The following is a 24,188-nucleotide window of genomic DNA, read 5'->3' as shown; positions in this document are numbered from 1 at the left end:
GGAGGCAAAGACTATGATTGCTATAGAGAAAGCCGCTTGCTTCCCTTTGACTCATGCGCAAAAACGTATTTGGTATAACGAGATTATGCATCCGGAGTTGGAAATGGCCAATGTGGGATATATTATCCGCTTTCTCCGGTATATGGACCCATTGAAATTGGAGTTTGCTTTCAATGTAGTTTTACAGGCAAATCCAGGACTGAGAATTCGATTGAGTAAAGTAGATAATGGCGATCCCTATGTTGTGCAGTATGTAAGTACATACCAACCGGTAAGACTGGCGCGATTACAGGCGCGGCAATTGCAAGATGTGATAAAAGAAACGGAAGAAATCCACAACAGGAAATTTAAACTTCTGAATGCCAGTCTCATATATGTCGCTTTTATTCATTTCGACGACAACCGCACAGGTCTGTATGTTAAAATGCATCATATTATTGTGGATGGTATTTCGGCGGTAAGTATTATTGAGCAGCTTCTAAAAGCTTATCAGCAGGTGGAAAATGGGGAGATTGGTGCATATGAGGAAAAGCCTTCCTATGAAGAATACGCTGACTATGAAAGGGAATATTTGAGTTCTGCCAAATTTGGCGTTGATGAGAAGTATTGGCTGACCAAGTTTCAAACCATATTGCAAGATACGACTGTTGCGGCTAAACCGGATATTGTATCAAATATGCAAGTAAAACGGTATGTTTTCTCTTTTTCACCATTACTGCACAAAAAAACGCAAGAGTATATTGTCAGAAGCAGTTCAAATATCTTTTTACTATTAACAGCCGCGTTGTCCGTATACTTTAACCGCTATCAACGACAAAAAGAAATTGTGGTCGGACGGGCGGTGCATAATCGGCAGAACAGGCACTTCCGTGAAATGGTCGGCATGTTTGTAACTAGCCTGCCCTTTAAGGTGGTCATTGACGAAAATATTTCATTTACTCAAATGCTGCAAAATATGGAGAGAGAATTATGGTTGGATCTACGGCATCAACAGTATCCTTACGATATGTTGGTTAATACATTGCGGGAAAAAAAAGTAGGCTTTCGCAAAATCATTAATATACAAATATCAGAGAATCCGGCCTTCGTTAGCGATGGGTTTGAAATTATCCAGCAATATTATGCGTTATACCAGGATACGGAATTGTTCTTTCTGGTAAACCCCAGAAATACAAATAAAACCCAAACAGAAATTGCTTTGGATTATCAGAGTGACCTGTTTACCGAGACGGAAATTGTGGCTCTTGTTGAAAGGCTGCTTATAATATTAGAAAATTTACTGGACCATCCGGGAGAATTACTAGGTAACATTCCGACAGTAACTAAGAACGAATATCAGCAGGTCATATATGAGTTTAACAATACGAAGCGCGAGTATCCCAATAATAGCATTCCGGATTTATTTGCGGAGACGGTCGCGAAATATAGCGGTGAAATTGCTGTAAAATCGGCAGCACAACAATATTCCTATAAACAATTGGACCAAATCAGCAATACAGCAGCGTCGAAACTACTGAAAAAAGGCGTTGGAAAAAATAGTTTTGTCGGAGTTATGACGGGGCGATCGGTTAATTTTGTTATTGGTATTCTCGCTGTTTTAAAAAGCGGGGCCGCTTATCTGCCGATCGACACTGATTATCCGCCGGAGAGAAAAAAATTTATCCTTGAAGACAGCCAGATCAACCTTGTTCTTGCCGATAGGGAGGCGGTACTGCCTGAGGAATACACCGGGGCTATCCTGCGAATACCTGACGATATTACATCAGGAAATAATGAACAACATAACCGGGTACCCTGCGGACCTAATGATTTAGCGTATGTCATGTATACTTCAGGGACAACCGGCAATCCAAAGGCAACTCTGATTACCCATCAAAATGTAGTGCGTTTGGTGAAGAATCCTGATTATGTGACGCTCAGTGCGGGCAGCAAAATGCTTATGGGTGGCGCGGTAGGTTTTGACGCAAATACTTTTGAAATATGGGGCGCTTTATTAAATGGCGGTTGCGTGTACGTTGCAGAAAAGAATGAAATACTGTCGCCGGATGTATTTGGTCGTATCCTGGTACAAGAAAAAGTAAGTGCTTTGTTTTTAACAACTGCCTTATTTAATAAGCTGGTGGATGAGCGGGAAGATATTTTTGATCAGGTTGATGTTTTATTAGTTGGCGGCGAGGTTTTATCCCCTCAGCATATCGGTAAAGTGTTCAACCGTAAACAAAAAGTAAAGATGATTAATGTCTATGGACCGACGGAGAATACTACATTTTCGACCTGGCATCCGATACATCGTGTTACCGGCGAACTAATTCCGATAGGCAGGCCGATCAGTAATTCAACCGCATATATCCTTGATCCTTGTTTACAACCACTGCCGGTTGGTGCGATCGGCGAACTTTGTGTGGGGGGAGACGGAGTCGCGCAGGGGTACTGGCAGCGGACGGAATTAACAGAGGAGAAGTTTGTAACCGATCCGTTCGCAAAAGCCGGTCGCCTTTATCGAACCGGGGATTTCGCCTATTGGCTGGCAGACGGCAGTTTAATGTTCGTCGGCAGAAAGGATAATCAGGTCAAAATCAGAGGACACCGGATCGAACTGGGCGAGGTGGAAGCCCAAATAATGAACACAGGTAAAGTGAAAAGTATTGCCGTGATCGACGCCCAAGATGCGAGAAAAAGTAAATATCTGGCTGCGTTTTATATTCCCTTGCCCGATATTCCGGCTGCTTCCATTCGGACCGATTTACAGCATATTATGCCTGAATATATGGTGCCCCGCGTCTTATTACCCGTTCCCGATATTCCGCTCAATGAAAATGGAAAGGTTAACCGCAACGAATTAAGAAAAATCTTATCAAACCAGCCAAATAAATTAGAGCATGACGACCAAACTCTTACTGACTATGAGAAAAAGGTGCTTGCCATATTTGAAGTGGTTTTAGGGCAAAAAGGAATTCGGATAGATGACAACTTTTTTGAAGTCGGTGGGGACTCACTCGGTGTTGTGATGATTGTGACAAGGATTAAGCAAGAATGGGAAGTGGAAGTGCCGGTACAATTTATTTTTGCCCAGCCAACGATAACCGCCATTGCACACTATGTAGAGATGCAAATAAAGAAAAAGAACCGGGATGAAAATACTCAAGGCAAAGTATATAACGCAACAGGACATAACCTGTTTTGCTTTCATTCCCTACTAGGGGATGAAAGCGAATATCAAACGTTGGCAAACCACATTACGAAGTATTCGTTCCACAGTTTGCAGGTGGATTATACGCGGCCTTTGCCAATAAAGAGTTTCGCCGAATATATTGAACGAAATCGTCAGGGTTATGATCCGGTTGTGCTAATCGGCTATTCTTCCGGGGGAGTCGTTGCCTTTGCCGTTGTACAGGAATTGGAAAAACGTGGTATCATGGTAGCAGCTGTAATTATGTTAGACAGTTATATCATAAACGCCGATAACAAAAACGATGTTATAAAAGAGATGACCGATAACATGTTCAAAAATAGAAATAAGGAGAATAGTTGTCAGGCGTGGATAAATGATTTGAAAAAATGCCTTGAACATTTTGGTACTATTGATTTTTCTGTACCGATTTCTGCAGACATAATTAACCTTCGGGCTGTAGACGAGCGGGACGAAAAAATGATCGAGTATGCAAACTGGCGTATATGCAGCAAAAAGTCATTTTATCCTATTGACGGTTATGGCGATCATATTGCCATGCTTTCCAATGAATTTGTGAGTTTAAATGCCCTAATAATCTCTAGGGTTTTAACTACCTATTCTGAGCCTACCGTGATTTCATCACTGGATGCAGGTTGAGGCAAGACGGGTTAAGGGTAATCCCTTGTACCATATCTTAATCACACAAGGAGGAATATATCATGGATGAAAGAGTCCGCGAGTTAGCGAGAAATCTGATTGGATATTCGGTTCGTTTGCAGCCGCAGGAGAAGATTTTGATCGAATTGTTTGATGATGGATTGCCGCTGGCGAAAGAATTGATCAAAGAAGCCTACCGGGTCGGCGGCATCCCGTTTGTTACCATTAAAAGCAACTCAATTCTCCGTCAACTGTTAAAAGAGGCAACCATTGAGCAGCTAAAAATGATAGCCTTGTGGGAAGCTGCGCGTATGGACAGCATGGACGCCTATATCGGCGTGCGCTCCGCCCAGAATATCAGCGAGCTGGCCGATGTACCCGCCGAAAAAATGCAATGGTATCAGCAATACTGGAGCAAGCCGGTTCATACGGACATCCGCGTGACGAAAAAGTGGTGCGTGCTGCGCTACCCCAATAACTCGATGGCACAACTAGCGAACACCAGCCAGGAAGCGTTTGAGGATTTCTATTTCAACGTTTGTAACCTCAACTATGCCAAAATGGATCAGGCCATGGAGCCGTTAATTCAACTGCTCGATGCAACCGACAAGGTTCACATTATTGGCCCGGGGACCGACTTGCATTTTTCCATCAAGGGCATTCCGGCTGTAAAATGCTCCGGCCATATTAATATTCCCGACGGGGAAGTGTACACCGCGCCGGTAAAAGATTCCGTCAATGGTTATCTCACCTATAATACACCTTCCCTGCAGGGCGGTATTACTTATGAACATGTGCGCTTTGACTTCGTCAACGGGAAAATCGTGAACGCCACCGCCAATCAAACCGAAAATTTAAACAAAGTTTTGGATACCGACGAAGGCGCCCGCTATATTGGCGAATTTGCGTTCGGCGTTAATCCCTATATCACAACCTCCATGAACGATATCCTGTTTGATGAAAAGATTAGGGGCAGTTTCCATTTCACCCCGGGGAATTCTTATCAAAACGCCTTTAATGGCAATCGTTCCGCCGTCCACTGGGATTTGGTCTGTATCCAAACTCAGGAGTACGGTGGTGGGGAAATCTGGTTTGATGACCGGCTCATCCGCAAAGACGGCCTGTTTGTCATTCCGGAACTTGCCGGGTTAAATCCCGAAAACCTCTTGTAAGGCTTAAATGTCCAGTTATCCCTGCCATTTTGGTGCAGTAAAGTAGATAGAAGTAACAAGGGCAGATATTTGAATCAGGAATAAAGTTATATTTTGGACTAGATGGGACACAAATACGCCCTTTTGGCAGCCAAATTTATGGAGAACTACTATGAATAGTAAAAAAATGCTAGCAGAATCGCTGGAAAAACTGCTGCTTAAGAAGAACCTCGATGATATTCAAGTCAGTGAAATTGTAGCAGGAACATCGCTTTCAAGGAAAACCTTTTACCGCCACTTTAGAGATAAATATGATCTTGCCAGTTGGTACTTTGCCCAGTTTTACAAAGCTAGTTTTGGCCGTGTAACAGATGACCTTACTTGGGAGGAGGCATTGTTGCGCTGCCTTGAAATTTATCAAGAAAAACAGAGTGTACTAAAAAATGCTTATGCAAGCCATGATATTAACGGCCTTCGTAGTTATGACATTGCGATAACGAAAAAAACATATGAGCAATATTTGACGAGTAAGGGTGCTGATATATCTACGGAGATTATGCGTTTTGCTATTGACATCGCCTCACGCGGTGGCACTGATATGGTTATCGAATGGCTGCTTGGCGGAATGAAAATGGAAAAGAGTAAACTGGTTTGGCTGCTTAAACAAACGTTGCCAAAGAATATTCTCACGTACATTGATTGAAAGAAATTATAAAATGTCACACATGTGTCATTCTGTGGCTTTACTTTTACTGCTTAATCAACTAGAATTTAATAAAATTAAATTATCAAAAGCAATGAAGGGAAGAAGTAGGTCAAGACTTACGTCATTCAGAGAGCAACCGGTTGGTGAGAGGCTGCAGACGTACTGACACGAATACATCCTGGAGCCGCTGCCTGAATAGTTTAGTAGGGTTTGACGGGTATGCCCGATACAGCGTGCGAGTGTGTTGTTGCACTTGATGAGGGGAATTCTGTGAGGAATTTCCGATACAGAGGTGGTACCGCAATTCTGCCCTCTGTTCCGAATGGAGCAGAGGGTATTTTTATTATGAATTTTTGGTAATGGAGTTGTTATAATGAAAATTTACGATGAACTGGCAGCTCGTGGCTTGATTGCTCAGGTTACAAACGAAGAAGAAATTAAAGAACTTATTAATAGTGGCAATGCAACCTTTTATATTGGCTTTGATCCAACGGCAGATTCCTTGCATGTTGGTCATTTTATGGCACTATGCCTTATGAAACGTTTGCAGATGGCGGGAAACAAACCGGTTGTTCTTCTTGGGGGCGGAACAGGCTATATTGGTGATCCATCTGGTCGAACGGATTTGCGTTCTATGATGTTACCGGAAACAATCCGGCATAACTGCGATTGTTTTAAGAAACAGATGGAAAGATTCATCGAATTTGGTGACGACAAGGCAATTATGGTTAACAATGCCGACTGGCTCTTAGAACTGAATTATATTGATTTTCTTCGTGATGTTGGAGCCTGCTTTTCTGTGAATAATATGTTACGTGCAGAATGCTATAAGCAGAGAAGGGAAAAGGGGCTGTCCTTCTTAGAGTTTAATTATATGAGTATGCAGTCCTACGATTTTTATTATCTATATCAGAATTACGGGTGCAATATGCAATTTGGTGGAGACGACCAGTGGTCTAATATGTTGGGTGGTACGGAACTGATTCGTCGTAAGCTAGGAAAAGATGCTTATGCCATGACAATTACACTGCTAATGAATTCCGAAGGCAATAAGATGGGAAAGACCGCAAAAGGTGCTGTCTGGCTTGATCCTAACAAAACCTCCCCCTCGGAATTTTTCCAGTATTGGCGTACTATTGGTGACGCTGATGTTCACAAGTGCATGCGTATGCTTACCTTCTTGCCACTTAAAGAGATTGACGCCATGGACAACTGGGAAGGCTGTCAACTAACCGAAGCCAAAGAAATATTGGCGTATGAACTGACTAAGTTGGTTCATGGTGAAGAAGAAGCCTATAAGGCAAAGAGTGCTTCTCATCAAGGTAAACAGCCCTGACAGAGAGTAGATATCAGGGCAAACAGAAAACCCGCTAAAAGTTTTTGTTTTAGCGGGTTTTTTGGCGATTTTCATAACTTTTTTATGCATATTTCTTTGTCATCCAGTTTTTCCCTTCTACTAATCTGGCAATCAGCATGGAGCATACTATATTGCCTGTAGAATTTAACAAGGTTGCCGGAGCATCAATGATCGTGCTAATGACAGCAATAATGGGGAGAACTTCCGGTGAAAATCCATATACGCTAATAATCAGCATTTCACCAATCATACCACCGCCGGGTATCGCACCCATAACAGCACCAACCAGGAAGGATACGCCAATAATGCCTATACAGGTAGAGAAACTGCTCATATCCATGCCAAAGAGGCCGAACAGAAAGGTGATCTTTAAAACTCCACCGAAAACCGAGCCATCTTTATGAATATTAGCACCTAAAGGAATAATGGTTTCAACCATATCTTTAGGTACGCCAATCGCCTTGGTTGCTACTATATTAATTGGGATGGAAGCAGCACTTGAACAAGTGGCGATAGCTGTAACCGAAGGGGATAGTGCGTTACGCCAGAAAGCTTTGACCCCTTTCTTTTTTGCAGCAATATAGGCATATAAAGTGAAAAAACCAAAATAATAGATACCTGTCAACACTAAATAAGTAATAAAAGTCTTTAAATAACCGTGTAAGATTTGTGTTCCTAATTCACCAACCACATTAGCGAAATAAGCACCTAAACCAATTGGCGCATAATACATAATAAGTTGGACTAACTTCATCATAACCTGGGTTGCTGCCGACAGAAAAGCAGTAACTGGTTGAGCTGCTTCGCCCACTAATGCGGTGGAAAGGCCTGTTAAAGCTGCCAGGATAATTAACGGTAAAATATGTTCTCTAGACAAAACTAATGGGAAGTCAGTTACGGTAAAGGTTTTGACGAGTTGCTCCAAAACGCCGGGCGTTTTTGTCTTTTCCGGGCTGCTTGGTTCAGATTGCACGACACTTTGCAAAGAGGAATAATTGATTCCCTCTGTCGGATTCATTATTAAAGCCACCCCAAGACCCAGAGTAGATGCAATTAAAGCAGTAACAAAGAAAACAAGAAGAATGCTGCCCATGATCTTGCTTAAGCGATTTATTTCTCTCATTGAAGCAATGGCTGACGCAATACTAAAAAACACCATCGGTACAATAATCATAAATAACAGATTGACAAACAAATCGCCGAAGGGTTTGAGTACAGAAGCTTTTGGACCTAAAACGATCCCAACCACTCCACCTAGAAGAACAGACCCTAACAATACTGCGGAAAATAAATAATCCTTAGAAAATAATTTCATAAATAGCTATCTTCCTCCCTAATTTATTATAAATGCTTATTATGGTAATTAATTTCAAAACTATTCCACGTGAAATAGTTAAAACCTCTAAATTTGTTATGTATATCTATGATAGATTTCGTGTTAGTAAGCATTGATGGTATACTATACAGTAGTATGTTTTTTTGCTTAGACAAGATAGCTGAGGTGTTTTACACTTGATAAAGTTTATGGGGAAAAGGAGAATACTATGTCGGAAATAATAATTAGATCAGTTATTGCTAAAGATATACAGCATGTAGCGGAGATAGAAGCAATCTGTTTTCCGGAAACCGAAGCGGCACCCCGGAAATCATTTGAAGACAGAATCGCTGCTTTTCCGGAATACTTCCTGGTAGCCGAGACAGAAGGCCGTTTAATCGGCTTTATTAACGGATGTGTTACAAATAGCTCGGTGGTTTATGACGAATTGTTTTACAGTACGGAACATCACGTACCGGATGGGGAAAATTTAGCTATTTTTGGCCTGGATGTTATTCCTGCATACCGTGGACAGGGAATAGCGGCCCGGCTAATGAATCAATTTATTCAATTGGCGCGGAATACTGGGCGAAAAAGTGTTATTCTAACCTGCAAAGACCGGCTTGTTCATTACTATGAATCTTTTGGTTATGTGAATAACGGGGTCTCCGAATCAACACATGGTGGAGCACAGTGGTTTGATATGACGCTTGCTCTTTAAAAAACATGTAAGGAATGATGAGTGCAAGTCAGACATTCGACACAGTGCTTACCGCGGCGGTGTTATGATTAAGTCGTAGCTGTTAGCTTGTAAAAATCTATTGTTTAGGAGGTTTGTATGGAAGAGAAGTTAAATGCAGTAACGCATGGTATAGGAACCTTGTTCGCCTTGGTCGGGCTTTTTATACTCCTGTTCTCTTCTCGCCTAAATGGTGATGTATGGCATCTCGTAAGTTCCTATATCTATGGTATTTCACTAGTTTTGTTGTATTTGGCTTCAACACTATACCATAGTGTAAGTAACGAGAAACTAAAATATATCTTTAAAATTTTTGACCATGCGGCGATTTATTTATTAATTGCCGGCACGTATACCCCGTTTGCGCTCGTTCTGTTTCGGGGTGCTTTGGGCTGGACCGTTTTTGGGGTGGTTTGGGGGCTAGCCTTAATTGGAGTTGTTTTAAAAATCTTTTTCGTTAAGCGGTTCAAAGTGATATCAACTATATGTTACATCGTAATGGGCTGGCTAATGCTTATATTAATAAAACCGCTCGTAAATGCTTTACCTACAGCAGGAATTTACTGGCTGGTTGGCGGCGGTCTCTTTTACACATTAGGCACTATATTTTATCTGTATCGATTTCCTTTTAATCATGCGATCTGGCATTTATTTGTTCTTGCAGGCAGTGCTGCTCATTATATAACAGTCTATTTTTATATAATGAGCAACTAAATTGGTTTATGAGGGCCAGAAGGAATCATGGGGACGGTAATACTCGTCACTGAAATGATGAGTATTACCGTCCCCATGATTGTCTAGTAGGTTTATCACACGGTGTAATGCGAGAAGTCGATGAATAAAGAAAATGGCCTCAACCGTTGCTCAATGCCGAAGTCCAGGCAGTTTAATAACGAAAGTTAGCGATTAATTGCCGCCACTTCCTGATATAACTCAATGGACGGCTCTTCCGATAACAGTTCTTTAATTGTGCTGAATAATTCTTTTAGATAGGGTGTAGAGCCATGAAAATTAAGGGCGTCTTTGTCTGCATATTTTTCATAAAAGAAAAATACGCCTGCATCCTTCTGGGAACGGTGTAAGATATATTGTAATGTGCCTTTTTCTAGTTCTACCTTAGGAAGCACCGATTTCAAAGCATGTTCAAGCTCAGCTTCTTTTCCGGGTTTTGCTTTCATAGTGGCTGCTAAAACAATCATGAAATACTCCCCTTGTATATCAATTATTTCTTTAATTGTGAGCCCACAGAATATGCCTGTCCCAATTCCTGCCCCATAGCAAAGTATGTCCTGTCGGGTGGGCTATAGGAAATGGGACTTACTTTTATCAAATTTGGCAGTCCGTTTTCTCCCAATATAGCAGCTTCTGCTTTTATATCTACTATTTTCCCGATAAACTGGGTATGTAGACCAAGATCAACTGTTTGCAATAGCTGACACTCTATAATAAGCGGAAACTCCTGTACATAAGGCGCGTCAACCAAGTCGCTTTTCACGGCAGTCAGGCCAGAGACAGCAAACTTATCTGTATTTTTTCCACTGGCCATGCCGGCATAATCCGCCTCTACTACGTGAGCTTTTGATGGTATGCTGACAGTAAATGCTTTGTGTTTTAGTATATTTTCATAGGACGCGCGGATTTTTTGCAAAGACACAGTCACACAAGGAGGCTCGGAGCAACAAATACCGCCCCAGGCAGCAGTCATAATATTCGGTTCGCCGTTTTCCCCATACGTTCCTATTACCCAGACAGGTGTGGGCATTGCAAACGTTTTTGCTCCTATTGATTTTTTCATGACACCACTTCCTTTTTAAAAAGTAATTTAGGTTTATATTGGTCTTTTCTCTAATATAACAATAAATGACCATCTATATTTTGGCAATAGCGCACTTTTTGGTTTTATAGTATCTATTTATATACCGCCTAACTAATTGCAATACCAGTGGCGTTAATTAATATAGTTACCATTTGTGTAAATATATATTATTTGACCCCAAAAAATGCTAGTAAGCAAGTGGAATAAACAATATCGCCTATGGTGCGGATTTCCATTTTCAAACCATTTCTAAGGAAATTCTAAAAATAAATATTTATAATCATCAATATAGAAAATTCATAGAAGGCATTGCCTTTCTATTGAACATAAATTTTTTTCGTAATCCTTACCCATAAGAAGTACCCAGCAACTACGTGTTGCTGGGTACTTCTTTGTAATGGTATTAGTAGACTGTCTTAAGCCAATGGCTGGGGTGGGACGACCACTTTTTATAAACGATTCTTGCCACCCCACGTACACATCATATCTAAGATGGGGATGAGTGATTTTCCACGCTCAGATAAACGATATTCCACTTTTGGCGGAATTTGAGGATATTCTTCGCGTATTATTAGTTGGTCATCTTCCATTTCTTTAAGTGTTTTACTTAAAGTCTTGAAGGAAATTGTACCAATAGATCGTTGGAGCTCATTGAACCTCATGACTGGCTTATATTCAGCAAGCCAGTACATGATAATCATCTTATATTTACCGTTTATAAGTGACAACGTGTATCCGAAATCAGTGTCCTTTATATTTATACCGGTTGGGCTACAAACTTCAATAGACATTTTTACACTTCCCTTCGGGTAAGTACGTAACATTAATGTGCGTACTTCACTAATGTCATATTGTAATTTATACTGTAATTGTTGTCAATGATACCAATGAAAGAAAGGATGGATGAACTGTGAAAAAGAATATTCTGGTATTAACTGGTAGCCCGAGAATGGGAGGCAATAGTGATGTATTGGCTGATGCATTTATAAAAGGAGCAACTGCAGCGGGACATGATGTAGTTAAATGTGAAGTTGGTAAAAAAAATATTATGGGGTGCAAAGCATGTGATACCTGCTACAGTAAGGGGAAGCCTTGTTCATTTGATGATGATTTTAATAATATTGCTCCTCTTATGGAAAAAGCAGATGGAATTGTTTTTATAACACCGCTTTATTGGTTTACATTTCCCACACAGCTAAAGGCGGTCATAGATAAAATATATTCGTTTCTTATTGGAGGTAAGGCACTGAAAATAAAAGAAAGTATGCTTCTGGTTTGTGGAGAAACCGATGTTGTGTCTGATTTTGACGGTATTGTTAGTACCTATAAACTAATTGTCGACTATCAAAAATGGACGGATAGAGGCCAACTGATGGTTCCAGGTGTACTCAATAAAGGAGATATATTAGCTACTGAATATCTTGAGCTTGCAGAAAAAATGGGGCGTAATATTTAGTAGCTATATAACTAGACTCAAGGGGATAAGACAGTGTAATAAGAAACCAAAAGATAAACTCCTGCTGAATTTGGCAGGAGTTTATCTTTGCGTAACAAATATTTCAAGACCAGGAGTTGGGAGTGGCTCCTGCTTGTCATTTGCGTTCAAATATTTTTTCATAATGTTTTTCCAGCAGCAGCAGGAGCGGATAGCCTATTACGTAGCAGGCAACGATTTCTCCGGCAGCTACTAAGACCATGGTAAGTGCCATAGGAAGTTCCGCCGTGTAGTACAGTAATATGCCTACATAGACGGCATTTAGGATAACAGGCGGCAGAGGCACCAGATACTTGTTTGGCATCTTGGCGGTAAAAAATGCCGCCAAGAGGGTGACCAGTGGTCCAAGCAGAATATCATAGATTCCTGCCCCGGTAAAAATATTGGCGATAAAGCAGCCAACAAATAAGCCGGGCATGGCGGCAGGCGTAAAGTACGGCAATATCGTCAGGGCTTCCGCAACTCTTACTTGCAGCTGCCCGGAACTTATCGGCACAAGCAAAATGGTCAGCATGGCATACAGGGCCGCAATTACGGCGGCTTCGGTAATAAATTGAACTGTTTTTAATCGAATGAGCTTCATCGTATAATCCTTTTCTTTGTCGATAGTTCGGTCACAGAGGAAGAAACTAAAGAAACTCCCGGGGAGCGTCATCCGGCTGCCGAGCGTTTTGGCGAGTGGCAGGCACAAGTACTTCACAGACTTTCCCTAGTTTTGTTTTGAGGCTGGATGGTTCCGAACTGTCTTATGTAAATTTTAAACATATTATAGCAGGGATTAGCTCTGGCGCCAACAAATCCTTTTTTTGATAGCGAAGAAATAGGTCTGTATAACGACTTATTCTTGACAGTTGCTATATTTGTGACTATAATTATTTCATAATTTGATAATAATAAAAGCTGCATATTACAATTATGCGCTAGGTGGATTTTCTGAAAATCTAGATTTTCATTTCGCCACTCATTTCCTTTCGGAGAATGGGTGGTTTTTTATTTATATAACAGGAGGATTTTAGGATAATGGAGCTTTGGAAATATTCTATTCTAGTTTTTCTTGGTGGATGTTCCTATGGTGTTGTTTCAACATTTGTTAAACTTGCATACGAGGATGGTTTCACAGTCAGTGATGTAACAGGGAGCCAATATTTTTGTGCAGCAATAATCACATGGTTAGTGGCAATCTTTGTTCCTAAAATAAAATTATCGGTAAAACAGTGCTTGATATTACTGATAAGTGGTATGCCAATGGGATTAACAGGCGTTTTTTATAATAAATCTCTTGGATATATTAATGCTTCTTTTGCGGTTATTTTACTATTGCAATACATATGGATTAACCAAGGTTTACAATATATACTTGTTAAAAAAGTTCCGAGTATAAGAAATATAATCTCAATTGTTGTTATACTTTTTGGTTCATTCTTTGCTTCTGATGTTTTCAAAAGTGACATTTCTTTTTCCTGGATCGGAATAGGGTGGGGCCTGCTTGCTGCATTATCGTTTGCTACATTTGTTTATGTAAGCGGACGCGCCAGCATTCCTATTCATCCGATCTATAAAAGCGCAATTATGACTAGTGGAGCAGGATTGGTTGTTATGATTTTAATGCCTCCTATGTTTCTTTTTAATGGAGTACTGATAAATGGTTTGCTCAAATATGGAATTCTTACAGGACTCTTTGGCTCAATTTTCCCACTAGTATTATTTAGTATTGGTATGCCTAAAGTCTGCAGTTTAGGTAATATTTTATGCGCTTCTGAGTTACCAATGGCGGTAAGTATGTCTACATTGGTTTTGGGTGAAACTGTAAATTTTTCACGGTGGTTAGGTGTTATATTCATTCTTATAGGAATTGCGTATCCAAATTTAGAAAAAAACCGATTACCATCTTTATAATCAGGCTTCCAGATTTGTTGGATGATATAAAAAGCTATTTGTCTATTATGACACCAACATATATTAGCGGTGGACAAAAGAAAAAGTGTTGATTACCAAAAGCCTCTGTGAGAAAATTAGTACAGTTATGACAGATGAAATTATCGCCATCAAGGGTTAGCACAAAAATTAATGAATCATATTAAAAAACGTTTGAGGAATCCGCCAAAAACCATGAATATCAAACGTCCTTTTATGACTTTGATCCAGGTAAGGCAGATAACGTTTCTATTGCCCCCATCATTTTGTTATAATAAATCGAATAGAAGTAAAAAAAAGAGGAACTCCTGCCAAATTTGTATTAATTTGGGAGGAGTTTAGGCTTGTGTGGCGAACATTTCAAAATAGGAAATAGAGTAGTGTATTGGACTCGATGGAACCCGACATTAAATAAAAAAGTAGAGGGAGAGGTGAGGTAGAAATGAAAAGATTGGGGGAGATACTTACTAACCCTGGCGGCGGTGCGGAAATTGTCATGGGGAATACGGCAATTGTTCGAGCGATGCTTGAGGCCGGAGTCAGGGTCGTGACGTCTTATCCCGGATCGCCGACGCCGGAAATCGCCGAAGCCATCGCGGCCATACCGAAAGACGTAAACCCATTGCATTTTGAGTTTTCTACCAATGAGAAGGTCGCGACGGAAGTTGCTTTTGGGGCAGCGGTTAACGGGTACCTTTCCACTGTGTTTTTTAAAAGTGTAGGAATCAATGTTGCCGCCGATAGTTTCGTTCAGCTCGGCCATATGGAGATAATTGGCGGGATGGTTATTGTCCTGGGAGATGACCCTGGCGCCAACTCTTCGCAAAATGAACAGGACAACCGTCATTATGCCCGCTTATCCTATATCCCGGTATTTGAACCAGCAACTCCGGCCGAAGTCTATATAATGTTTAAAGAGGCTGCCCGCCTGTCTAAAGAGCGCAGGATGCCGGTTATTTTAAGATTGACCACCCATGTATGCCATGCCAAAGAAAAGGTTGCTTTCGCTGCCTGGAAACCGCAGGTTTTTGACGATAACCCTCGATTTTCACCCCAGAACGGACCCTATGTTCCGATTACGGCTAAAGTCTTTCCTTTGAAAAGAAAAGCGTTGGAAAAGCTAGCCGATTTTGCGCAATATGCTGATATATCAAAACTTAATACTCAAGTGGATAACGGCAATCGTAAGCGCGGTATTATTACCATGGGAGCCCCTTTCCTGTCGCTAATGGATGTCTTGGCTGATTCGACGGGCAAGCCCGACATTTTAAAACTAGGTATAGTTCATCCGATACCCCGAAAATTAATCGCCGAGTTTTTACGGCAGCATGACGAAGTAAAAATACTCGAAGAACTCGACGACGTGCTGGAACGAGACGTTAAGGCGCTTGCCTACGAACAGGAAATAGCAGTTAAAATTATCGGCAAGACTGATATTGACGATTGGATGAATGAATATACTCCCAGTAAGGTAGAAGCAGTAGTAAGAAAAATATGGCCGGATATTTTGCCTCCGGGGGCTGAAGGTCCCGGTGATACGCATGAGTATCCGGAATTGGCGCCCCGTCCGCCGCAAATGTGTCCGGGATGCGGGCACCGGTCAGCTTTTTATGCCATTAAACAGGCTTTGGCCGAAAATGACATTACGGTTGGGGATATAGGCTGCCACAGCTTAGGGCATATTGAGCCTTATAATATGGGGCAAGTATTATTGTGCATGGGACACAGCTGTGGTACCGCTGCCGGGCTATCCTTATTTAACAAAAAGCGCAAAGTCGTCGCGTTTCTTGGCGACTCAACCTTTTTCCATGCAGGACTGCCGGGGATTATTAATGCATTGTACAACAATCATAATTTTACGCTTATTATTTTGGAAAACGGCACTACCGCAATGACAGGGCATCAAGACCACCCGGGAGTAGGAAAGAACTTTAATGGGGCAAGTGAGAAAATTCCTGTCCGGCGAGTGTTGGAAGGATTAGGAGTTACAAGCATCCGCGAAGTGGATACCTATCTTCAGGCAAAACTTAAGGCCGCGGTAGAGGAAGCGCTGGCCGAAGATAAATTTAATGTTGTTATAGCCAAACATCCTTGTATGTTAAAATTGACCCGTGATCTGAAAAAGAGCGGCCGACCGCTGCCTAATAATCAGGTTGAGGTGACGTCAGTATGCAATCAGAGCCACAACTGCGTGGCGGACTTTGCCTGCCCGACTTTCCAGCGGGAGGCGAATGGTACGGTTCGCGTTCAACCCGATCTTTGTATTGGCGATGGCTCATGCAGGCAGACTTGTCCTGTCGGGGCAATTGCTTACAAAGCAACTGAACATCCCAAGGAGGGATAAGGATTATGAGGATCGAGGATAAAATGGATATTTATCTGATCGGTGTAGGCGGACAGGGCATAGGCCTCCTGAGTGAAGCACTAATCAGGGCCGCTGATTATGCCGGGTTGCCGGTGCGCGGAGTGGATACCCATGGCCTTGCTCAGCGCGGCGGCACGGTTACATCTCATGTAAGGATCGGTGCGCAGGCTCACTCGGCATTGATTAAAGACGGTTCGGCGGATATGGTGGTAGCGCTGGAACGTTATGAGGCGTTACGTGGTCTGAACTCTCATCTGACTGACGGCGGTACTTTGGTTTATTACGACGCTGTATGGCAACCGCTGGACGTAAGGTTAGGCAAGAACCCGCCGCTAGATTGGCAAGTTATTAGGGAAGAATGTAAAAGACGCAGTGTCCGGAATTTGAGAGTGAAATCAGAGACGCTGCCTGATGCGCGAATGCAGAATGTTGTAATATTGGCGGAAATAGCAAAACATACTCTGATTTCCGGGGTTGCCCTTGAAGATTATGAGCACGCTTTACGGGATTTACTGGACGGACAAGTCCTGGAAAAAAACTTAGCGCTATTTAACTCACTGTTATAACTCTATTTACGGAAGGAAGCTCCTGAAAAATGTCCCAGCCTGGGAGCCTCCGAAGGCCTATCTTGAAATTAAGCGACCAATTATTAATATAAAAATGATGGAGGGTTAAAATTATGAAAAAATATGTATGTTCGGCTTGCGGGTATGTCTATGATCCGGTTGCTGGAGATCCTGACAGCGGCATAGCACCTGGTACCGCTTTCGAGGATATTCCGGACGACTGGGTATGCCCGTTATGTGGCGTCTCAAAGGGTGATTTTGAACCGCAGGACTAAATGTGAATCGAAACTGTCTAGACTAACAACACTAATTTCACCGCCCTTATTGGCCTAAGATTTGTAGTGGTAACAAACAGAAAAACTCCTGCTAAATTGTATTAATTTGGCAGGAGTTTAAGTTTGTATAGCAAATATTTTGGAACAGAGAATAGCGTTGTGTATTTGGCTCCACCATGTAAAGCGGCAGGCGGCTACATCAAGATTATTCTTGTTGCATTTCGGCCTTTTGGCGAATGGAGGCTTCCATAAGTTCACTGAATTTTTGATTGTTCGGATCTTCGTGGCAAAACTGTAAAAACAGATCGGCTACAGCCAAAGCTGCCTGCTGCTCACGGATGGTTAATGCATTTTTTCCTATTAATGCCGCCGCATCTCTGCCTGACTTTAAAACTAAAGCCTGTCGTGAGGAAGGCAGTAAACCTATGATTGCCGGGACTGTTTGCGAAAGCTCAATTTGTTTTGAATTTACACCCATGTAGATTACCTCCAAGCAGCTTTATAATCCTCTTGATCATACTCCAGTGTATCGTTAAATTATTAATTTTTTGTTTGAAAGTAATATCCAGGACCGTGGTGCACAGTGGTTTACTATTGTTCTCACCATTTTGCTGCAATAAATTGATTAGAAGTAACGTAATCAATCATTAACTAAAATGCTTTAAATATGCTAATGAAAGAGTTAGCAAAACAACATGATGTCGGATTCGTTGATGTTAGTGCTGATGATGGAGACGTTATTTTGCCATAGACATATTTTACAAGGGATTAGTTTATTTTCTAGAGAATTTCATATTTAGATAGTTAAGTTTTATTTTGATAATTATTTAAGGAGAAGCAGTCAATGCTAATCAAACGAAAAGAAGCCCACCAATTCTACGAGACGTTAGGCTACTCAGATAATATTGCTAAAGGTTATAAAAAATATTTGTAATTATTTTAAGAAATGATAATAAGGCTCACGTACTATGCGATATTTGGAAGTGATGGTGATAGTTCCGTTGCTTCCATAACTTTTTATACATAACACACCTTAGAATCGGACAAACCGCTCCCTTGCTTCTTTTGGTATAATAAAAAGAGCAAGACACTCTGGCCCACAAGGAGACTTAACCATGACCTTAAGGAAAATCCACCTCGTTTTTGACACCAAGATTGGCGGCGCCAAGCCAATGACCGTTGTCGATAGCGGACATAAATGCCCCTTCTGTTGCCGTGAGGAACTTGAAGGTATCATCGCCCAAGACGGACCGATACTCCTCCTTGCCAACAAATATCCGGTGCTCCAGGACACCTTCCAGACCGTCCTCATCGAAACCGATGACTGCACAGCCGAACTGTCACTCTATCCCAAGGACCACCTCCATCGGGTCATTCGCTTTGGCGTCGAGAACTGGCTGGGTATGATCGACAGCGGAGAATTCGCCTCGGTCCTGTTTTTCAAAAACCACGGCCCCAGCTCGGGCGGCTCTATTCGCCACCCCCACATGCAAATCGTCGGCCTCCGCCACCTTGATTACACCGCCAACATCCCTCCGGCCAGCCTCGAAGGCATGGTCATCAGCAGCGACGGCGGCGTTGAACTCACCATCGCCGACAAGCCGCTGGTCGGCTTTGTTGAACTCAACCTCAAGCTCGCCGACCTCGCGCACCTTGACCGCCTGGCCGACTACCTGCAGATTTGCGCCCACTACTTCCTTCACCACTTTCACCGCCACTGCAACAGCTACAACATCTTCTTTTACCATATAGGCGGCCAGATAACCGCCAAAGTCATGCCCCGGTTCGTTACCTCGCCCGTCTACATCGGCTACGCCATTCCCCAAGTGTCTACCCGCATTCCCGACGTCGCCGCTGACCTCAAGCGAATATACGGATTATAATTTCAGTTGAGGTGATTTCAGGAGGATGAGACCCGTTGCTTATTGTCCCTACCATTTTTGTGCAATAAATCGAATAGGCGGAACACAAAGAGAAACTCCCGTCAAAATTACATTAATTTGACGGGAGTTTAGATTTATATAGAAAAGTTTCCAAATTGAGAATAGAAAAGTGTTTATATCGTTTCGTAAGAAGTCTTCAAACGTTGATCTCTAGTATGCCTATCAAGTGCTAAAACAATGAGTTTGTCAATTAGTTCACCATAAGATATACCGCTTACTTCCCAGAGTTTCGGATACATACTTATCTTGGTAAAACCCGGAATCGTGTTAATTTCGTTTACAATAACTTTATTATCTTTTGAGAGAAAGAAATCGACTCTAGCCATTCCTTCACAGCAAAGTACTTTAAACGTCTTGATTGCTAAATCTTGAATTATTTTTACCTGTTCATTAGAAATTTTTGCTGGGATATCGAGAACTGCACCATTCTCATCGATATATTTTGCTTCATAAGAGTAAAATTCTTGTTGAGCTATGATTTCGCCTACATTAGAGGCAATTGGAGTCTGATTGCCTAAAACGGCGCACTCCACTTCACGACCTTCTACAAATTCTTCTACTAAAACTTTATTATCAAATTGAAATGCGTCTTCCATAGCCTTTTTAAACTGATGTGCATTTTTTACTTTACTAACTCCGACAGACGATCCCGCATTTGCGGGTTTGACAAATAGAGGCAAACCTAGAAACTGTGAAACTTCGTCGAAGTTTAAATCATCTTGATTCCATTTATGAAAGACTAAGAATTTAGCTATAGGGATTCCGGCATCCCGTAGCAGTCTCTTAGTTACATCTTTATCCATGCCTACCGCAGACCCTAGAACGCCTGATCCAACAAAAGGGATATTAGCTAATTTTAGCAACCCCTGAACAGTACCGTCTTCACCATACGGGCCGTGTAAGATGGGAAATACAACATCAATATTACCACTTATATTTCTGTCAGAAGGGCATAGAAGTTTTTGATTTTCAGCTCCAGGCACTAATACAACGTCTTTATTTGTTTTATTTAACGCAATATGTTTTGGATCATTACTATTTAGTAGAAATTGCGAGCGATCGTTTAGATACCATTGCCCCGTTTTATCTATTCCTATTAATGTAACATCATATTTTTCTTTATCGATTGCGTCTATTACGTTTTTAGCTGATTGTAGGGAAACTTCATGCTCAGCCGACCTACCACCAAATAAAATTCCAACATTAATCTTCCTCATAATACCATCTCCTGTTGATTTTCATCAATTTAATTTATTCCCTTTTTTCTAATGTATCCCTGCCACTTAGAGAAAAAAAGCAAAAAGAAATGCCAGTGTGAGTCAGGGGACGGTTCCTTGACTCATCTTTTTTGAAAGTCTACTGCTATGCATGACTATACGGTATTGTTTTTATAAATAAAATCACATATAGTTTGCCAGATGAAGTTGATATGGGATATATACCCGAATCTATTTGATCGGATCGGCCCGGAGGCTGCTTTTTTGTTTTCTGCAAGTCAGGGTAAGATTATTCAGCGCCATAGTGTGATCAAACGGCAACAGCCTGGGAGCAGTTTCCTAATCTATAAAGTCAAAAGGTCAAAAAGTCAAAAATAATCAGATTTACTACGGAAGCGCGATATTTATTCAAAAAAAAGTCTAAAATGGTTATAAATGGCTTTGTTTGACTATTTTTGACTTTTTAATTAATAACTTTTTTCTGGTAATATGGAATTGTAATTAAACAGTAATCCCATGCAATCAGCAATTAATTATAAAGAGGAGGCGCTAATTATGGGAAAAGTAGTAGGCATTGATTTAGGTACAACTAACTCTTGTATTTCTGTATTAGAAGGAGAACGTCCGGAGGTTATCGTCAACGTCGAAGGCGGTCGCACTACTCCCTCAGTCGTCGCTTTCCGCGACAACGAGCGTCTTGTCGGCCAGTTGGCCAAACGTCAGGCGGTATTAAACCCCGCCAAAACCTTCTATTCGGTAAAACGCTTCATTGGTCGCCGTTTCAACGAAGTAACGGATGAGATGAAACTGGTTCCTTATAAAGTAGTCCAGGGTGCGGATGATACGGTTAAATTCCTGGTAGACGACAATCAGTACGCACCGGAAGAGATTTCGGCCCAGGTTCTGCGCAAACTGGTGGATGACGCCAGCAAGTATCTGGGTGAGAAAATAACCGACGCCGTCATTACGGTTCCGGCTTATTTCAATGATGCGCAACGTCAGGCTACCAAAGACGCCGGTCGTGTCGCCGGCCTCAATGTGCTAAGGATTATCAACGAGCCGACAGCGGCTGCCCTGGCGTATGGTCTGGACAAGAAAAAGAATGAAACCATCCTGGTATTTGACCTGGGTGGTGGTACCTTCGACGTATCCATTCTGGATGTAGGCGACGGTGTGTTCGAGGTTAAGGCTACCAATGGTGACACTCACCTGGGCGGCGACGACTTTGACAAAGCTGTTGTCGACTGGCTGGCCGTCGAATTCAAGAGAAATAACGGTATTGATCTACTTAAAGACAAGCAGGCGTTGCAGCGGCTTACCGAAGCAGCGGAAAAAGCTAAGATTGAGTTGTCAGTTGTAACCGAAACCACCGTTAATCTACCTTTCATCACCGCTGATGCCAGTGGCCCGAAGCATCTGGAACTGAAACTTACCCGGGTAAAATTTGATGAAATTACTCGCACCCTGGTGGAACGCTGCCGGATTCCTGTGGAAAATGCGTTGGCTGATGCCAAACTGACAGCCAAAGATATTGATGAAGCCATCCTGGTAGGTGGTTCTACCCGTATCCCCGCCGTGCAGCAGCTGCTCAAACAACTGATCGGCAAAGACCCTAACCAAAACGTGAATCCGGACGAGGTTGTAGCCATAGGTGCTGCCATCCAGGGTGCCGTCCTGAACGGTGATCTCAAAGGCGTAGTCCTCTTAGATGTTACGCCGCTGTCCCTGGGTGTGGAAACACTGGGCGGCGTTTTGACCAAGATTATTGAACGTAACACGACCATTCCTGCCCGCCGCAGTCAGGTATTCAGCACGGCCGATGACAATCAGCCGGAAGTCGACATTCATGTTCTGCAGGGGGAACGGGAAATGGCTGGCGATAACCGAACCCTTGGCTGCTTCAAATTAACCGGCATACCGGCAGCCACGCGCGGTTTACCGCAGATTGAAGTCACCTTCGATATTGACGCCAACGGTATCCTTACGGTCAGCGCCAAAGACAAAGCTACAAACAAAGAACAATCTATTACTATCAGCGGCTCCAGTAACTTGGATAAAGCCGAAATCGACCGGATGGTCTCAGATGCCAAACGCTACGCCGCTGAAGACCAAAACCGACGGCAATATGTGGAACTGAAAAATGAAGTAGATTCGCTGGCCTATCAGGCCCGTAATTTCCTGGCGCAAAAAAGCGATACCCTGCCCGTGCACCTCAGCGGACGGCTGGCGGCCGCACTGGAAGCCGTCAACCAGGCTGACGACAAAGTGGATATGGCTAAGTTACAACAGCTTAAAGGTGAACTGGAACAGGCCTACAGCCAAGCCGCTCAGTACCAGCCCGCAACTGCCGGACAACAGCCGGGCAGTAATTCCGGCAGCCAACCCAAACAGGATGATGTCATCGACGTTGAATATGAATAAATAAAAGTAGAGGTAAGGGGTGATGCATATGCAATATATCGATTACTACGAAATATTAGGGGTTCCCAAATCTGCGACCGAAAAAGAAATCAAACAAGCGTACCGCAAATTGGCCCGTAAGCATCACCCCGACCTTCATCAGGGCGATGCCAAGGCGCAAGCTGAAGAAAAATTCAAGCAGATTAATGAAGCCTATGAAGTGCTTGGTGATCCGGACAAACGGGCTAAGTACGACAAGCTGGGCATGAACTGGCGGGCCGGTGATGAAGTCCAGTTTGATCCGTCCGCCACCGGCAACGGCTATACTTACAGCTATCAGGGAAGTACTGATTTTGATCCATCCGGCTTTGAGTTCAGCAATTTCTTCAACAGCATTTTCGGTCAGGATTTCAGCCACGGCAAGCCTGGCGGCAGACGGACACGCTCTGCCAATTACAAAGGGGAAGATGTAAATGCCGAAATCCATCTCTCAGTCACTGAGCTGATGCAGGGAGTGGAAAAGGATCTCCGCCTGTCGGCACCGAATGTCTGTGCCGCCTGTGAGGGGCAACGCTTCAATCAGCGCGGCGTCTGCCCGGCCTGCGGCGGTACTGGTATTACCGAAGCCGCGAAAACAGTCAAGGTAAAAATACCTGCCGGCCTCTGTCCGGGTGCATCACTGCGTCTGAAAGGATTGGGTGGCAAGGGCTTTGGTACAGGTGCCGCCGGCGATCTGTATCTTCATATCCAGGTGGCCGATCCGGCATGGCTGGTAAACGGCAGTGACCTGGAAGCTGAGCTCACCCTCTATCCGGAACAAGCCGTATTAGGCGACCGGGTCAAAGTTGCCACCCCCCACGGTCCGGTTCAGCTTAAGATCCAGCCCGGCACTCACTCCGGTCAGCGGCTGCGGCTCAAAAACAAAGGTCTGCCGCAAAAGCAGGGTCTAGGTGACCTGTATTTGAAAATCCGCATTGATATTCCGCAAAATCAGCCGGAGGATGAAAAGGCGCTCTACCGGAAAATCCGCGATGCCAAAGCTGCTAACCAGCACGGGCAGGAGCAGGGAGTCGCTTAAACTAAAAAGACAAGTCGGTATC

General features: G+C 42.8%; 20 protein-coding genes, 1 pseudogene and 1 other annotated feature. Of the genes and pseudogenes, 14 read left to right on the top strand and 7 right to left on the bottom strand.

From position 1 onward, the window contains the following. Nucleotides 1-13 precede the first annotated feature (13 nt). The 4 genes and pseudogenes from SRRS_RS26410 to tyrS all read left to right on the top strand — a co-directional run. On the top strand, nt 14-3,829 hold the full coding sequence (locus tag SRRS_RS26410; RefSeq protein ID WP_371364710.1) for an amino acid adenylation domain-containing protein: 3,816 nt from the start codon (nt 14-16) through the stop codon (nt 3,827-3,829). A gap of 62 nt (nt 3,830-3,891) precedes the next feature. Then, entirely contained in the window at nt 3,892-5,001 is a 1,110-nt protein-coding gene (locus SRRS_RS26405) for an aminopeptidase (protein WP_371364708.1), read from the top strand. A 151-nt stretch (nt 5,002-5,152) separates the two neighbouring features. Then, nucleotides 5,153-5,683 carry a TetR/AcrR family transcriptional regulator C-terminal domain-containing protein gene (locus SRRS_RS26400; RefSeq protein WP_371364706.1) on the top strand — a complete coding sequence of 177 codons (531 nt, stop codon included), beginning with the start codon at nt 5,153-5,155 and terminating at the stop codon, nt 5,681-5,683. Between the two features lie 85 nt (nt 5,684-5,768). Next, nucleotides 5,769-6,003: a binding site (T-box leader), on the top strand. Nucleotides 6,004-6,059: 56 nt separating this feature from the next. Further along, nucleotides 6,060-7,001 (top strand): annotated as a pseudogene (gene tyrS / locus SRRS_RS26395) (tyrosine--tRNA ligase); the annotation flags it as partial. 103 nt (nt 7,002-7,104) lie between these two features. On the opposite strand, the gene SRRS_RS26390 reads toward tyrS, so the two are convergent. Further along, on the bottom strand, nt 7,105-8,358 hold the full coding sequence (locus SRRS_RS26390) for a dicarboxylate/amino acid:cation symporter (RefSeq protein WP_371364704.1): 1,254 nt from the start codon (nt 8,356-8,358) through the stop codon (nt 7,105-7,107). 229 nt (nt 8,359-8,587) lie between these two features. On the opposite strand from SRRS_RS26390, the gene SRRS_RS26385 reads away from it, so the two are divergent. Then, nucleotides 8,588-9,079 (top strand): GNAT family N-acetyltransferase, encoded by a 492-nt coding sequence (locus SRRS_RS26385; RefSeq protein WP_371364703.1) that lies wholly within the window; start codon nt 8,588-8,590, stop codon nt 9,077-9,079. Between the two features lie 117 nt (nt 9,080-9,196). Beyond that, nucleotides 9,197-9,811: a hemolysin III family protein gene (locus SRRS_RS26380; protein ID WP_371364702.1), complete on the top strand. Its 615-nt coding sequence runs from the start codon at nt 9,197-9,199 to the stop codon at nt 9,809-9,811. Nucleotides 9,812-9,996: 185 nt separating this feature from the next. Here SRRS_RS26380 and SRRS_RS26375 read toward each other — a convergent pair whose 3' ends face one another. From SRRS_RS26375 to SRRS_RS26365, 3 genes are all read right to left on the bottom strand, one after another. Further along, entirely contained in the window at nt 9,997-10,296 is a 300-nt protein-coding gene (locus SRRS_RS26375) for a putative quinol monooxygenase (RefSeq protein WP_371364700.1), read from the bottom strand. Nucleotides 10,297-10,319: 23 nt separating this feature from the next. Further along, nucleotides 10,320-10,892, bottom strand: a complete 573-nt coding sequence (locus SRRS_RS26370) for a flavin reductase family protein (protein ID WP_371364698.1) — start codon at nt 10,890-10,892, stop codon at nt 10,320-10,322. Nucleotides 10,893-11,362: 470 nt separating this feature from the next. Further along, nucleotides 11,363-11,704 carry a winged helix-turn-helix transcriptional regulator gene (locus SRRS_RS26365; RefSeq protein WP_371364696.1) on the bottom strand — a complete coding sequence of 114 codons (342 nt, stop codon included), beginning with the start codon at nt 11,702-11,704 and terminating at the stop codon, nt 11,363-11,365. 119 nt (nt 11,705-11,823) lie between these two features. Between SRRS_RS26365 and SRRS_RS26360 the strand changes: the two genes are divergently transcribed. Continuing rightward, nucleotides 11,824-12,369 (top strand): flavodoxin family protein, encoded by a 546-nt coding sequence (locus SRRS_RS26360; protein ID WP_371364694.1) that lies wholly within the window; start codon nt 11,824-11,826, stop codon nt 12,367-12,369. 136 nt (nt 12,370-12,505) lie between these two features. Here SRRS_RS26360 and SRRS_RS26355 read toward each other — a convergent pair whose 3' ends face one another. Beyond that, the gene (locus SRRS_RS26355; RefSeq protein WP_371364692.1) at nt 12,506-13,108 is read right to left on the bottom strand and encodes a QueT transporter family protein; all 603 of its coding nucleotides are present in this window, start codon (nt 13,106-13,108) and stop codon (nt 12,506-12,508) included. 320 nt (nt 13,109-13,428) lie between these two features. On the opposite strand from SRRS_RS26355, the gene SRRS_RS26350 reads away from it, so the two are divergent. The 4 genes from SRRS_RS26350 to rd all read left to right on the top strand — a co-directional run bounded on the left by SRRS_RS26350 (nt 13,429) and on the right by rd (nt 17,528). Then, on the top strand, nt 13,429-14,304 hold the full coding sequence (locus tag SRRS_RS26350; protein ID WP_371364690.1) for an EamA family transporter: 876 nt from the start codon (nt 13,429-13,431) through the stop codon (nt 14,302-14,304). A 460-nt stretch (nt 14,305-14,764) separates the two neighbouring features. After that, nucleotides 14,765-16,666 carry a thiamine pyrophosphate-dependent enzyme gene (locus tag SRRS_RS26345; protein WP_371364688.1) on the top strand — a complete coding sequence of 634 codons (1,902 nt, stop codon included), beginning with the start codon at nt 14,765-14,767 and terminating at the stop codon, nt 16,664-16,666. Between the two features lie 5 nt (nt 16,667-16,671). Beyond that, nucleotides 16,672-17,253 carry a 2-oxoacid:acceptor oxidoreductase family protein gene (locus SRRS_RS26340; RefSeq protein ID WP_371364686.1) on the top strand — a complete coding sequence of 194 codons (582 nt, stop codon included), beginning with the start codon at nt 16,672-16,674 and terminating at the stop codon, nt 17,251-17,253. Nucleotides 17,254-17,366: 113 nt separating this feature from the next. Further along, nucleotides 17,367-17,528, top strand: a complete 162-nt coding sequence (gene rd, locus SRRS_RS26335; RefSeq protein WP_371364684.1) for a rubredoxin — start codon at nt 17,367-17,369, stop codon at nt 17,526-17,528. 205 nt (nt 17,529-17,733) lie between these two features. Here rd and SRRS_RS26330 read toward each other — a convergent pair whose 3' ends face one another. Then, entirely contained in the window at nt 17,734-18,006 is a 273-nt protein-coding gene (locus SRRS_RS26330; protein ID WP_371364682.1) for a hypothetical protein, read from the bottom strand. 637 nt (nt 18,007-18,643) lie between these two features. Here SRRS_RS26330 and SRRS_RS26325 point away from each other — a divergent pair. Beyond that, nucleotides 18,644-19,411 carry a DUF4931 domain-containing protein gene (locus SRRS_RS26325; RefSeq protein ID WP_371364680.1) on the top strand — a complete coding sequence of 256 codons (768 nt, stop codon included), beginning with the start codon at nt 18,644-18,646 and terminating at the stop codon, nt 19,409-19,411. Nucleotides 19,412-19,584: 173 nt separating this feature from the next. Here SRRS_RS26325 and ddlA read toward each other — a convergent pair whose 3' ends face one another. Continuing rightward, on the bottom strand, nt 19,585-20,688 hold the full coding sequence (ddlA, locus tag SRRS_RS26320; protein ID WP_371364678.1) for a D-alanine--D-alanine ligase: 1,104 nt from the start codon (nt 20,686-20,688) through the stop codon (nt 19,585-19,587). 555 nt (nt 20,689-21,243) lie between these two features. Here ddlA and dnaK point away from each other — a divergent pair. Further along, nucleotides 21,244-23,109 (top strand): molecular chaperone DnaK, encoded by a 1,866-nt coding sequence (gene dnaK / locus SRRS_RS26315; protein ID WP_371364676.1) that lies wholly within the window; start codon nt 21,244-21,246, stop codon nt 23,107-23,109. A gap of 28 nt (nt 23,110-23,137) precedes the next feature. Next, the gene (locus SRRS_RS26310) at nt 23,138-24,166 is read left to right on the top strand and encodes a DnaJ C-terminal domain-containing protein (RefSeq protein ID WP_371364674.1); all 1,029 of its coding nucleotides are present in this window, start codon (nt 23,138-23,140) and stop codon (nt 24,164-24,166) included. Nucleotides 24,167-24,188: the final 22 nt, after the last annotated feature.

Source organism: Sporomusa rhizae (genome assembly GCF_041428845.1).
GTDB classification, from domain to species: Bacteria; Bacillota; Negativicutes; order Sporomusales; family Sporomusaceae; genus Sporomusa; species Sporomusa rhizae.
This window is presented reverse-complemented; position numbering and strand designations above follow the sequence as displayed.

Coding starts and splice junctions, on each gene's coding strand:
- rd (WP_371364684.1), top strand. CDS start 17,367: ATGAAAAAATATGTATGTTCGGCTTGCGGGTATGTCTATGATCCGGTT.
- SRRS_RS26365 (WP_371364696.1), bottom strand. CDS start 11,704: ATGTCTATTGAAGTTTGTAGCCCAACCGGTATAAATATAAAGGACACT.
- SRRS_RS26310 (WP_371364674.1), top strand. CDS start 23,138: ATGCAATATATCGATTACTACGAAATATTAGGGGTTCCCAAATCTGCG.
- ddlA (WP_371364678.1), bottom strand. CDS start 20,688: ATGAGGAAGATTAATGTTGGAATTTTATTTGGTGGTAGGTCGGCTGAG.
- SRRS_RS26400 (WP_371364706.1), top strand. CDS start 5,153: ATGAATAGTAAAAAAATGCTAGCAGAATCGCTGGAAAAACTGCTGCTT.
- SRRS_RS26390 (WP_371364704.1), bottom strand. CDS start 8,358: ATGAAATTATTTTCTAAGGATTATTTATTTTCCGCAGTATTGTTAGGG.
- SRRS_RS26330 (WP_371364682.1), bottom strand. CDS start 18,006: ATGGGTGTAAATTCAAAACAAATTGAGCTTTCGCAAACAGTCCCGGCA.
- SRRS_RS26385 (WP_371364703.1), top strand. CDS start 8,588: ATGTCGGAAATAATAATTAGATCAGTTATTGCTAAAGATATACAGCAT.
- SRRS_RS26370 (WP_371364698.1), bottom strand. CDS start 10,892: ATGAAAAAATCAATAGGAGCAAAAACGTTTGCAATGCCCACACCTGTC.
- SRRS_RS26380 (WP_371364702.1), top strand. CDS start 9,197: ATGGAAGAGAAGTTAAATGCAGTAACGCATGGTATAGGAACCTTGTTC.
- dnaK (WP_371364676.1), top strand. CDS start 21,244: ATGGGAAAAGTAGTAGGCATTGATTTAGGTACAACTAACTCTTGTATT.
- SRRS_RS26340 (WP_371364686.1), top strand. CDS start 16,672: ATGAGGATCGAGGATAAAATGGATATTTATCTGATCGGTGTAGGCGGA.
- SRRS_RS26350 (WP_371364690.1), top strand. CDS start 13,429: ATGGAGCTTTGGAAATATTCTATTCTAGTTTTTCTTGGTGGATGTTCC.
- SRRS_RS26410 (WP_371364710.1), top strand. CDS start 14: ATGATTGCTATAGAGAAAGCCGCTTGCTTCCCTTTGACTCATGCGCAA.
- SRRS_RS26345 (WP_371364688.1), top strand. CDS start 14,765: ATGAAAAGATTGGGGGAGATACTTACTAACCCTGGCGGCGGTGCGGAA.
- SRRS_RS26405 (WP_371364708.1), top strand. CDS start 3,892: ATGGATGAAAGAGTCCGCGAGTTAGCGAGAAATCTGATTGGATATTCG.
- SRRS_RS26375 (WP_371364700.1), bottom strand. CDS start 10,296: ATGATTGTTTTAGCAGCCACTATGAAAGCAAAACCCGGAAAAGAAGCT.
- SRRS_RS26325 (WP_371364680.1), top strand. CDS start 18,644: ATGACCTTAAGGAAAATCCACCTCGTTTTTGACACCAAGATTGGCGGC.